Raw genomic sequence first — 12934 nt, 5'->3', positions numbered from 1 at the left:
ATCCCTTCGTTTATTTTTGTTTGGGGGTGTAACCCAAGTGTAAGTAAGCTTTATCCGTAACCATTCGACCGCGTGCAGTACGTTTTAACATGCCAATTTGTAGTAAATATGGTTCATACATTTCCGCAATCGTATCCGTCTCTTCACCAATATTAGCCGCCAACGTATTTAAGCCGACCGGCCCACCGTTATAAAAATCAATCATGGTCTTTAACAGTTTAATATCAGTATCATCGAGTCCTAGATCGTCTACTTTCAACAAACGCAATGCATATTGCACAATTTCTAAATCGATTTCTGATTTAGAAGCTACCTGTGCAAAATCTCTAATTCGTTTTAATAGGCGGTTAGCCACCCGGGGAGTTCCTCTAGAACGCAACCCAACTTCATGAGCTCCTTCGTCACTAATTGCCGTCTGAAAAATGTCAGCAGTTCGTCGCACAATTTGCTCTAATTCATTCACCGTATAGTAATTCATGTGTTCCACAATACCAAAACGATCTCGAAGTGGTGCTGACAGCATCCCTGCTTGAGTAGTCGCTCCGATCAACGTAAATGGCGGTAATGGAAAATGAACTGGATGAGCTGTTGGACCCTGACCGATCACAATATCGACAAAGAAATCTTCCATAGCAGAGTACAACATTTCTTCTACGATTTTAGGCAAGCGGTGAATTTCATCAATAAATAAAACATCCCCCGGCCTTAATTCGTTTAATAATGATAATAAGTCCCCAGGTTTTTCAATAGCGGGGCCACTAGTAGTTCTAATATTAACTTGAAGTTCATTAGCGATTACCATCGCTAAAGTGGTTTTCCCTAGTCCCGGTGGTCCATACAGTAAAACATGATCTAAAGCTTCTTCTCGTTGTTTAGCTGCTTGGATGTAAACTTGAAGTTCACTTTTAATATCTGACTGACCAATGTACTGATCCAATAATTGTGGTCGGATTGAGCGTTCAATATTTTCTTCACTATCATCTAAATTATTGGCTGAAATAATGCGGTCATCATTTTCCGTCAATTCATTCACCTTTTTCTACTTCATTAACAATTTAAGTCCCTGACTCAAATATTCATCGGTTGTCGTTTTAGGTAGTTCTGCTAACTCAGGTTGAAGTTTTTGAACTTGCTTGTCAGTATAACCTAGTGCCTTTAACGCCTCTAAAGCATCGCTTAGGGCTTGATTATCAGGCTCAGTTAATTGAGACTGTTCTGGAGCTAAAAGATCCATTTGCGCACTAAAGTTCCCTAATTTACCCCGTAAGTCCAAAATAATTTGCTGAGCAGTTTTCTTACCTACCCCCGGAAATTTAGTTAAAAATTTCACGTCTTCACTAGCAATAGCGTTAACCAGCCCGTTACGATCATGGCCGGCTAAAATAGCCAACGCACTTTTAGGACCAATACCTGAAACCGCGATTAATTTCAAAAAAAGTTGTTTATCTTCAACATCATGAAAGCCATAAAGCAGCATGGCATTTTCGCTAACAGATTGATAAACATATATGCGCTGAGTTGTCTCAGAGATGTCATATTGATATGGATCCGGTGAATAAACTAAAAAACCAATGCCATGGACGTTAATAACCACCGCGTCAGGTCGTACGTCAATCACTTGACCTTCTAAAAATTCGAACATGTTCCAGTTCCCTTCTAAACATATGTTTGCTTATCCGATTGTATCATATTAGTTATCTACTCGGCGGAATTTATCAGAATTCTTTAGAATCATGTGAATCTTGAATTCGTTTGAACATTTTTTCGATTTCAGTGGTGGTAATTTCCACTAACACTGGGCGACCATGAGGACAGTTATAAGGATTCTCACATTCTGGCAACCGCTCTAAAAGTGCCTTAGCCTGTTGATCATCTAAATGATGATTGGCTTTAATGGCCCGCTTACAACTCATCATTATAGCCGTTTTTTCACGATAAGCAGCCACCGAAATATGATGATCAGTTAAAATCCAATCAATCATTTCCCTAACGGTATCCTCTTCTTGTCCTGCCTTAAACCAAGTTGGATGCTCTCTTAGAATAAAACTGTTTTGCCCAAACTCTTCCAAATAAATTCCCAAGTTAGCTAATAAATCTAACCGTTCCGAAATAAGGAGAAAATCAGAAGTGGAATAATCGAGAACAATAGGTACCATTAGGCGCTGCTGGTCATCACTAACTTCACCGATTGCCTTTCGATAATATTCGTAGTTTACCCGTTCTTGAGCAGCATGCTGATCTACCAGATACAGGCCGTTTTGGTTTTCGGTTAATAAATACGTTCCGTGTAATTGCCCAATATATCTCAACTCGGGAAATTTAGTATCCTTCGTTTCTTCTGAAAACAGCTCTAAATCTTCAGGCTTAGATATAGGCGCAACCGGTTGCTCTTCAACCTCATTATTTGAAGCCGTCATCTTAGCTACCTGTTCATCAAATCGTTGAATGGTAGGCAAATCTAATTCAGCTTTATTGGTAATAATGATGGGTTCAACAACGGCAGTAGGATCTGTTGCTTTCAGCATTGGAGCTGTATTAGCTGGTAACTTCGAACTTTCTGCAACTATTGGTTTGGGTCGTGAAATTGCCTGACTAAGATTAGGAACCGGATCTGCCTGAGGAATTCTAACCTGAGGACTAACAGCAGCATCAACTGCCTGACTAATCAGCGTCATGATCTCTTGCTCGTTAGAAATTCGAACTTCTTGCTTAGTGGGATGGACATTCACATCTACTAACGCTGGGTCAACGGTTATATTAATCACTGAAATAGGATATCGCCCAACCATTAACTTGGAACCATAACCATCTACAATCGCTCGACTCAACTGATAGTTACGAATGTATCTTCCGTTCAAAATTAACGACATATATTTTCGTGAAGCTCTGGTTAATTCAGGCAAGGAAGTATAACCCGTCACCTGAATTTCCAAATTTTCTTTAGTAATCGGCACCAGCTTGTTTAGATTCTTTTGCCCATAAATCGCTCCTAAAACAGCGTCAACTTGTCCGCGACCAGCTGTTCTCAATAATTCACGACCATCAGAAGTGAATGAAAAACTAATTTGTGGGTAACTAATAGCTAAGCGATTAATCACATCGGTAATTTGTGATAACTCGGTTCCGGGTGATTTGAGGTACTTTAGCCTAGCCGGGGTATTATAAAATAACTGATTAACAGTTACCGTTGTCCCTTTTCTGGGAGCGGCAATCCCTTGGCTAACTAATTTGCCACCCTTAAACTGTAGTTGCGTTCCAACATCTCCAGTAGAAGTTTCGATTGTCAAATCAGAAACAGAATTAATACTAGGAAGAGCCTCGCCCCTAAACCCTAAAGTTTTAACCCTAAATAGATCCCGTTGTTCAGCAATTTTACTTGTAGCATGACGTAAAAAAGCAGTCTGAACCTCGTCGCCAGCGATCCCATCACCGTTATCAATTACTTGAATGACCTTTAAACCAGCGGATTCAACATTCACATTAATTTCCGTACTGTTAGCATCAACGGCGTTTTCAACTAGTTCTTTAACTACTGAAGCTGGTCTTTCAACCACTTCTCCGGCAGCAATTTGATCAGCCAAAAGGACTGGTAATTCGTGAATTTTAGCCACGTTTAATCACTCGTTTCTTTGTTTAACTTCTGTTGCCAACGATAGACTTGATTCATAACCTGCATAGGAGTTTTTCCCATTAGATCTAGATGCCGTAAAGCATGTAATACTTGTTCATCATTTTCATCCAAGGATTGTTCGGCAAATAACGACATCTGCTGATCTTTTACATCTATTGGTGCTGGAGTAATTTGTTCAGTTGGCGTCGGTGTCACGTTTGCCGAAATGGTCTTGGTTGGTTCACTTTCCAGTTCTGTCAAAATAGTATCTGCTCGATCTAACAAACTAGAAGGTAGGCCTGCCAATTTAGCAACGTGAATTCCATAAGATTTGTCCACTGGACCATCTTCAATGTGATGTAAAAAGACAAGTTCTCCATTTTGTTCTACTGCCCCTACATGAACGTTTTTGAGTTCTGGTAATTCAGACTCTAACGTGGTTAGCTCATGGTAGTGGGTAGAAAATAAAGTTTTAGCGTGAATATTATTATGATCGTATTCAATAATAGATTGCGCCAGTGCCATTCCGTCGTACGTAGCAGTTCCCCGTCCGATTTCGTCAAATAAAATCAAACTGTTTGAAGTAGCATGTTGCAATGCGTTATTGGCTTCTTTCATTTCTACCATGAAAGTACTTTCACCAGAAATTAAATCATCAGCTGCTCCAATTCTGGTAAAAATCTTATCAAAAATTGGTAACACGGCTGATTCTGCCGGAACAAAGCACCCAATTTGATTCATTATCACAGTTAACGCCATCTGCCGCATAAACGTACTTTTTCCTGACATATTAGGTCCGGTAATCAATAATATATTAGTTTTTTCCGGCATTAAAATATCGTTAGGAATGTATTTTTGATGACCAATGACCTTTTCAACTACCGGATGCCGACCAGCAATAATTTTGACTTCATGTTGTTTTGTTAATTCTGGTTTAACAAACCGATACTCTTCACTAACACTAGCGAAGCTTTGCAAAACGTCAATTTGGGCGACAATATCAGCTAATTGTTGAATACGGTCGATAGACTCTTTAATAGTATCTCTAATTTTAACAAACAACTCATATTCTAATGATTGACTCTTATCTTGAGCTTCTAAAATTAGAGTTTCTTTTTCTTTTAGCTCCGGAGTAGTAAAACGTTCAGAGTTAGTTAGTGTTTGCTTTCGTTGATAACGCTCGGTTGGTACCTTACTAGAGTTAGCCTTAGTCACTTCGATATAATAGCCAAATACCCGATTAAAGCCGATTTTTAAGTTATTAATACCAGTAATTTCTCGTTCCTGGGCCTCTAAATTTGCCAACCACTGCTTACCATTTTTGCTGGCATCCCGATAAGCATCCAGTTGCTTGTCGTAATCGTCCTTAATAATTCCACCTTCGGTAACCGAAATTGGCGGTTCATCGGCAATAGCCTGCTCAATTAAATCAACTAAATCATCTACAGAAATAATGTTGCGGCTCAGTTTCTTCAGGCTAGTTGCCGTGAAACTATCCAAAGCATGTCTAATTTTAGGCATTTGTTCCAATGACGTTTTTAATTGAATCAGGTCTCGACCATTCACACTACCAAAAGCAATCCGACTAGCTAATCGTTCCAAGTCGTACACTTTAATTAAGTCATCGGTTAATTGATTACGTTCATAATAGTGGTTTAATAAATCTTCTACTACTTCTTGCCGTTTGGAAATGGCATCTCGACTAATTAATGGCCGTTCTACCCACTGCTTTAGTTTTCTACCGCCCATTGCCGTTTTAGTCTGGTCCAGCAACCATAATAAGGTTCCACTCTTTTTAGCGGTTCGAATGTTTTTGGTTAATTCCAAATTGTATTGAGAGTTATGATCAATTTCTAAGAAGTAATTGGGCTCGTAAGCTACCGCTTTTTTAAGATGGTCTAAACTTCGTTTTTGGGTAGCTCGAACATACTCCAATAATTGGGCTAGAACTGCCTTTTGGCCCTCACTATCAATATTTTGGCTTAAATAACTAGTTGCAGAATTAACCTCTTGGTTGGCGTTATGTGAAATTAAAATTCCCAGTTTATTTAATAACTCGGTAACTTCTAAATTAATCTCTGCTGGCAAGACCGTTTCTTTAGTTTGCAAATTAATAATTTCATTGGTTAACTCATCAAAACTCGCCAAAGTAGTTACTTGTAGTTGACCAGTAGCTAAATCTACATAAGCTAAATCATAACTCTCTCCATCATCTTGAGACATAATAGCAGTTAAATAATTATTATCCTTAGCGTTTTCAGCTCCAGTATCAATTTGGGTACCTGGAGTAATCAACTGAACTACTTCACGTTTAACCATTCCCTTAGTCAACGCCGGGTCTTCCATTTGCTCACAAATGGCGACTTTGTATCCCTGATCAATTAAAATATCAACATAGTTTTTAACGGCTTTATGGGGCACCCCACACATGGGAATTGGATGCTCAGAATTACGACTCCGATTAGTTAAAGTCAATTCCATAATTTGAGAGCCCTTGATTGCATCATCATTGAATAATTCGTAAAAATCTCCCAATCGATAAAACAAAAAAGCATCCGGGTATTGATCCTTAATTTGTTGGTACTGTTCCATCATGGGAGTCGTTTCGTTTTTCGCCAAAATATACTTATTCCTTTCTTAATTTTCTATTGGATCATCACTTTTAATTACCATATTTTTTATTTTAAGGGCGTGCCCATCTTTGTCGCTCAAATCGATAACACAAGCACCCAATACAGCGGCACCAGAACTTACGACGTTAAAGCGTACTGGCCGCGCATTTAAGAAACGTGATAGCACACTTTCAGCTTGCATACCCAACACGCCGCCAATAGGGCCTGTCATTCCAGCATCGCTTAAGAAGGCTGTTCCGTGGGGTAAAATTTGAGCATCGTTAGTTTGAACATGTGTATGGGTCCCCACTAGTGCAGAAATCTTTCCATCCAAAAAAGTTGCCATAGCCATTTTTTCACTAGTAGCCTCAGCATGGCAATCAACAAAAATATAATCAACTTCCTTTTGGAGCTTGTCAACTAGTTGCTGTAAGACTACGAACGGATTATCAATTGTATCCAAAAATACTCGACCTTGAATGTTAATCACTGCCAATTTAGTATTATTCACGTTAACAATCGTATAACCATTTCCCGGGGCATCCGGATAATTAGCTGGTCTAATTAATTTAGGGGTATCGTCAATGAATTGGTAAATTTCTTCGTTATTCCAAGCATGGTTTCCCAACGTCACAACGTCGACTCCCATTCCCATCATTTTTTTAAAGATGGCTTTAGTAATTCCGCGACCTTGAGAAGTGGAGTTTTCACCATTAACAATCGTTACTTGTGGTTTGTATTGTTGCTTAAGACTACTAATTCTAGACTCAAGCATTTCCATTCCTCGATCTCCAACTACATCACCAATAAATAAAATTCGCATATTTAAGTTACCAATTCTTTCTGTTTAGTAGGTTCCATTGTACCATTTTACTAATAAAAAAAAGACCAGTTTTATCTGATCTTTTACTTTGCATATTCAACTGAGCGGGTTTCTCGAATAACGGTAACTTTGATATGGCCTGGATATTTCATTTCATTTTCAATCTTCTTTTTGATCTTACGAGCCAGTACGATTGACTGGGTATCAGAAATGTTATCCGGCTTAGCAATCACTCGAATTTCACGACCTGCTTGAATAGCATAGCTTTTTTCAACATCATCAAAGCTGTCTGAAATTTTTTCCAAACTTTCAAGTCGGTGAACGTAGCTTTCCAAAGAATCACTATGTTCTCCTGGACGAGAAATGGTAATTTTTTCAGCAACCGTTACTAATTCTGCAATTATAGATTGTGGTTCATGATCAGCATGATAAGCTTTAATGGCATCAACCACTTCAAAACTTTCATGGTTTTTCTTTACTAAATCGACTCCCAGTTCAACATAGGAACCCTCAGTCCCATTGTTGACTGACTTGCCAATATCGTGTAATAATCCTGCGCGTTTTGCTAATGTAACGTCCTCGCCAAGTTCAGCAGCAAAAGCACCAGTTAGCTTAGCTACTTCAATTGAATGGGCCAATAGGTTTTGACCATGACCAATTTTGAAGTTCAACATTCCGACATGATTAGTCAATTCCGGACTCATCGAATGGATACCTAGATCAAACAAAGTTTGTTCCCCAATTTCTTGAATTCGTTGGGTTAGTTCTTTTTGACTTTTAGCAACCATTTCTTCAATCCGAGCCGGATGAATTCGACCGTCTTTGATTAACTTTTCTAAAGCCATTTTGGCAACTTCTCTTCTAATTGGATCAAAGCCACTTAAAACAACTGCTTCAGGAGTATCATCAATGATTAAATCAATTCCAGTTAAGGTTTCAAAGGTTCGAATATTTCGTCCTTCTCGCCCAATTATGCGCCCCTTCATATCTTCATTGGGTAGCGTTACTACAGAAACTGTAGTCTCAGAAACTACGTCGGCTGCACTTTGTTGAATCGCTTGAACCATCAAGTCCTTAGCGTTTTGATCAGCATCTTGTTGTGCTTGACGATAACTTTCCTTAACCATCTTAGCTCGTTCGTCTTCTAACTGCTTACTGGTTTCTGCTAGTAATAGGTCTCGAGCTTCTTCCTGCGTTAAAGCTGCTACTCGCTGAATTTCAGCTTGTCGTTCTTGAATGAGGGTGTTGGCATTATCTTGTTGCTTTGCAATATTTTGTCGTTCACGGGACAATTTTTGCTCTTTTCGACTCAATGAACTTTCTCGCTTTTGAAAGGCCGTATCCTTTTTATCTAGCGCTTCTTCACGCTGCAAAAGTCGAGCTTCCTGCTTTTGAATTTCAGTTCGTCGTTGCTTTAATTCCTTTTCAACTTCGGAACGATATTCGTGAGCCTTCTCTTGAGCCGTCAAACTAGCTTCTTTAACCGTATTATCCGCCTGTTTTTGAGCTTCTTTAATGATTCCTTCTGCAGAATCATTAGCGGATTTAATATGGGCTTCAAAATTTTTAGTTTGAATGGCCTTACCAGCAACAAAACTAATAACAATAGCGATGATTGCGAGGATTATTGTAACCATTTCAACTATAGTAGTCACGGTTTTACCTCCACATCATCAAAAAGATTAATCTCTTAATCGGTTTTCAGATTTTTGATTATTGACACAAGTACTATTTTAATGTTTAAGCCTTACAGTGTCAATCACATAAGCCCATCATCTCACCGATTAGCCAAATAAAAAAGAGACGCTTAAACGTCTCTTTACTTACCTTCTAAATCTAATTTATCAGCGGTGGTCTTTTTAGCATTTTTATCATCTGAAACCACTTCGCTTTCAGCTTCGTCTTCAGGATTAGAAATTCCATATGCTTCCCGTACCTTTTTTAGTACTTCTGCATACATATCTTTATGGTCTTCCAAATAAGCCTTGGCGTTTTCACGACCTTGACCAATTCGTTCCTCACCATATGAATACCAGGAACCAGATTTATTAATAATATCTTTTTCAACAGCCATGTCAACTAATTCACCAGACTGTGAAATTCCTTGGCCGTACATAATATCAACTTCAGCTTTTCTAAATGGTGGTGCTACCTTATTTTTTACCACTTTGATTCGAGCACGGTTACCAATAATATCGGTACCGTCTTTAATTTGTTCCGAACGTCTAACTTCTAGTCTAATCGTAGAATAGAACTTCAAAGCTCGGCCACCAGGAGTAGTTTCAGGGTTACCAAACATTACGCCCACTTTTTCTCGAATTTGGTTAATAAAAATGGCAATTGTTTTTGTTTTGTTAATAGTTCCAGATAATTTTCTTAATGCCTGAGACATTAATCGAGCTTGAAGACCAACATGTTGATCTCCCATTTCGCCTTCAATTTCCGCTCTAGGAACCAAGGCAGCCACAGAATCCACAACCACAATGTCAACAGCCCCACTAGAAACTAAGGCATCTGTGATTTGCAATCCTTGTTCTCCAGTATCTGGTTGCGACAATAATAAATCATCAATGCTAACGCCTAAATTAGTTGCATATGCTGGATCCAAGGCATTTTCTGCATCAATATACGCAGCGGTTCCCCCTCGGCGCTGAACTTCGGCTACTGCATGAAGAGCAACCGTGGTTTTACCAGAGCTTTCAGGTCCGTAAATTTCAACAATTCTACCACGAGGGTAACCACCTACCCCTAAAGCCTCGTCTAAAGCTAACGAGCCCGTAGGAATAGTTGAAATTTGAGTATCAGCTTTATCACCCATTCGCATAATAGAGCCCTTACCAAATTCTTTTTCGATGTTCTTTAGAGCTTTATCTAAAGCCGCTTTTCTTTCATCAGCCATTCAAATTCCTCCGTCTTTCTTTAAGAAAGTCTACTTCGTAACTATACAAACATTCAGAACAAAAAGCAAGAAAAAAGCGAACAAAAGTTCGATTTTCTTTGTTCGCCGATTCGCCCTTTATATTAAATTACGAAAAAATTCAGTGGTACCTTTATTTTCCAAAAGAGTCTGCAAATACATGACTATTTTTAATGAAGTAATCAGCTCCAGAGTAAATAGTAAAGAATAAGCAAACGTACAATAAAATTTGGTCCATTGGAATATTAATTAGGTCAAAAATCACATTATTCATTAATAAGAAAAAGATTGCAAACATCTGTGATACCGTTTTGATTTTGCCTGGTAATTGTGCTGCGAAGACTTCTCCGTCGCTTTCAACAATAATCAATCGAAGACCAGTAACCGCTAGTTCACGACAAGCAATAATTGCCGCTACCCATGCTGGAACTGTATGCGCTGCAACTAAGAAAAAGAACGCAGTGGTCATCAACATCTTATCAGCTAATGGATCCGCAAATTTACCAAAATTAGTAATTAAATGATTTTTTCGAGCAATCTTACCGTCCATAACGTCGGTCAAAGATGCTACGACAAAAATCAAAGTGCCTAATAGTCTGGAAATAGAAATACTTGTTCCTAAAACCATAACGCTGCCGCCAAACGACAGTGACATTACTATAATAAAAAATGGAATTAAAATAATCCGAAAAACAGTTAATTTATTTGGTAAATTCATCTAAAACCCCTCCAACAATTATTTAAAGTTCATGGTAATGGTTCGAACTTGGTCGCTTGAACCACTTGCTGGTTGAGCCAACTTAAGTCGTGTTCCATTCACATAAATTTTAATTCCTGTAGCATTTCCCGCATTAATGGATGCTTGGGTTGTGTCTGCAGGCAGTGTAACTTTTTTGACTTGCCCCTTAGTTTGAGCTGCTTGCCATTTAATGGTGCTATTAACACTTAGGGAAGTCCAAGCACTTTCAGTGGCTTTGATTTTAACCACCTTAGCTTTGTTAGCTGTCCCACTAACTGTGTATGTAAGATCACTACCAGAAGCGGCAGTTTTCTTAAATTTAACGACTTTCTTTGTGGTCGTCTTTTTGGTCTTATTCACTTTAGGCGCTGCTGTAGAACTAGCTTTTTTATCCTTATCAGAATCAGAAGAAACCGTTACTTTACTGGTTTCAATCTTAGTTTGAGAAGAATCATGCGTATTTCTAGCTGCCGCTACCCAGATCGCAATTAAGATCAAAAGGACAACGATCGAAACTGCAACAATTGGAATGTAGTGTCGAATTCGAGAATTACGTTCGTCAACTTTTCGTTGAGCCGAACGACTTTCAGGGTTATCACCATTAACCCGATCGACGTACTCTGCCGAATGGGTATCTGGCAGTTTAGTCTTATATTCACTTAATAATTCATTTCCATTTAAATCCACTGAATCTGCATATTGTTTCACAAAGGCACGCACGTAAAATTCACCCGGTAAAGCATCGAAATCGTCATCTTCGATAGCAATTAAATATCGTTTTTGAATTTTAGTGGTCTTTTGTAAATCGTCAAGGGTATACCCCTTAGCAACTCGGGCATCTCGCAAAGTTTTTCCAATCGAACCTTTGTTTACATTTTCTTTGTCGTCGTTCATAACTCTCTCCACACTTTACAATAGTCGTTAAATTTAGTATATCATATGAAAGTTAACAATAATTATAAAGAATCGTAAAAAATTACTACGCTTCAATAATTGTTTGTGAAACTTCCACTTGTTCAAAAAACGGGATACAGATATTAATTAAATCATCAAAGTTTAATTCAGTAATGAGCTTTAACTCATCGAATACCGAATCAGTTTCCTCTCCAAAATCACTGAACTGAGATACAATTGCCGTTTCGGAATCCATCATTTCGATATAATTACCAGTTAATTCCTTTTTCTGGAGTTCAAACTGTTCTCGCATCTTAGGTAATTCAGTAGGAATACTTCGAATTACTTTTTGAAGCTGATCAATCGTCTCTACCGGATTAAGTGCATTTCCTAATAACATCGCAAAATGAAATCCATCTTCATTCTCAAACTCATAACTAAAGGAATCATCTAACAAGTTTGCTTCATAAAGTTGATTATAAGTTGATGCAGTTTCGGAAAAGAATAGATCCAAAGCAATTGAAACGGCAATTTCATACTTAATGCCTGCTAAATTTTCCGGAACTTTATCATGCCCCTTTAATCCCAAAGCAAACTTAGGAAAAACTACTGGCGCAGTAAAATTTAAGCTCTTATTTAACTTTCCGGTTAGACTTTGCCTATTTTTTTGAACCTTAGATTCAGAAATAGTGTCCAATCCAAAAGATGCTAATACAGATTCATAAACCTGTTGTGCATTGATATTGCCTACTACAAGTAAATTCATGTTGTTAGGTTGATAAAAACTTGTATATGCCAAATTTAAATCATCCTGTGTAATTTGAGAAACAGATTCAACTGATCCAGCCACATCATTGGCTAGAGTAGTTTCCTGATACATATTTTCCACAGTGTTAACGTACAGCCGATTGTCAGGATCATCCGTGTACATTCCAATTTCTTGGCTAATGATTCCTTTTTCTTTAGCAACGTTTTCGGCACTAAAATATGGTGTGGTTACAAAATTAACTAAGGTTTTAATTACTTCCATTGGATTTTCAACGGTGGAAGCTAAATAACTGGTCTTGGTATAGGAAGTAAAAGCATTAGAATCTGCTCCCAAAGCAGCAAATTTTTCAGTAACGTCGTAACCTTCCTTGTCAAATAACTGATGTTCTAAGAAATGCGCAATCCCTGCCGGTTGAGTAATTAAAGTTCCATCTAACTTAAAGTTACTGTCCACCGATCCAAAATTAACCGTTAGTGCCATTGATGTTCGGACATAATCAGGCTTAACGATTACGTGAATGCGAAAACCATTGGGCAGTTGCATTGTTTTTACATATTCTTTATTCATAAC

The 12934-nt window shown here is 38.2% G+C and carries 10 protein-coding genes; all 10 read right to left on the bottom strand.

From position 1 onward, the window contains the following. Positions 1-10: 10 nt before the first annotated feature. The 10 genes from ruvB to yfmH all read right to left on the bottom strand — a co-directional run bounded on the left by ruvB (position 11) and on the right by yfmH (position 12931). The gene (ruvB, locus tag FC56_RS04745) at positions 11-1024 is read right to left on the bottom strand and encodes a Holliday junction branch migration DNA helicase RuvB (protein WP_056978455.1); all 1014 of its coding nucleotides are present in this window, start codon (positions 1022-1024) and stop codon (positions 11-13) included. A 15-nt stretch (positions 1025-1039) separates the two neighbouring features. Beyond that, positions 1040-1642 carry a Holliday junction branch migration protein RuvA gene (ruvA, locus tag FC56_RS04740; protein ID WP_056978221.1) on the bottom strand — a complete coding sequence of 201 codons (603 nt, stop codon included), beginning with the start codon at positions 1640-1642 and terminating at the stop codon, positions 1040-1042. Between the two features lie 73 nt (positions 1643-1715). Then, positions 1716-3611, bottom strand: a complete 1896-nt coding sequence (mutL, locus tag FC56_RS04735) for a DNA mismatch repair endonuclease MutL (protein WP_056978220.1) — start codon at positions 3609-3611, stop codon at positions 1716-1718. A gap of 2 nt (positions 3612-3613) precedes the next feature. Then, complete coding sequence (mutS, locus tag FC56_RS04730; RefSeq protein ID WP_056978219.1) at positions 3614-6229, bottom strand: DNA mismatch repair protein MutS; 2616 nt, start codon at positions 6227-6229, stop codon at positions 3614-3616. Between the two features lie 18 nt (positions 6230-6247). Continuing rightward, the gene (locus tag FC56_RS04725) at positions 6248-7045 is read right to left on the bottom strand and encodes a TIGR00282 family metallophosphoesterase (protein ID WP_056978218.1); all 798 of its coding nucleotides are present in this window, start codon (positions 7043-7045) and stop codon (positions 6248-6250) included. Between the two features lie 83 nt (positions 7046-7128). After that, complete coding sequence (gene rny / locus FC56_RS04720; protein WP_056978454.1) at positions 7129-8682, bottom strand: ribonuclease Y; 1554 nt, start codon at positions 8680-8682, stop codon at positions 7129-7131. Positions 8683-8864: 182 nt separating this feature from the next. Continuing rightward, positions 8865-9944, bottom strand: coding sequence for a recombinase RecA (gene recA / locus FC56_RS04715; RefSeq protein WP_056978217.1), 1080 nt, complete (start codon positions 9942-9944; stop codon positions 8865-8867). Between the two features lie 151 nt (positions 9945-10095). Further along, entirely contained in the window at positions 10096-10680 is a 585-nt protein-coding gene (gene pgsA / locus FC56_RS04710) for a CDP-diacylglycerol--glycerol-3-phosphate 3-phosphatidyltransferase (protein ID WP_054668979.1), read from the bottom strand. 18 nt (positions 10681-10698) lie between these two features. Next, positions 10699-11595, bottom strand: a complete 897-nt coding sequence (locus FC56_RS04705; protein ID WP_054668981.1) for a helix-turn-helix domain-containing protein — start codon at positions 11593-11595, stop codon at positions 10699-10701. Positions 11596-11680: 85 nt separating this feature from the next. Then, positions 11681-12931 carry an EF-P 5-aminopentanol modification-associated protein YfmH gene (gene yfmH, locus FC56_RS04700; protein ID WP_147649693.1) on the bottom strand — a complete coding sequence of 417 codons (1251 nt, stop codon included), beginning with the start codon at positions 12929-12931 and terminating at the stop codon, positions 11681-11683. Positions 12932-12934 lie beyond the last annotated feature (3 nt).

It is taken from the genome of Lentilactobacillus senioris DSM 24302 = JCM 17472, assembly GCF_001436555.1.
GTDB lineage: Bacteria > Bacillota > Bacilli > Lactobacillales > Lactobacillaceae > Lentilactobacillus > Lentilactobacillus senioris.
Note: the sequence above shows the minus strand (reverse complement) of the source record. Positions and strands in the feature narration are given on the sequence as shown.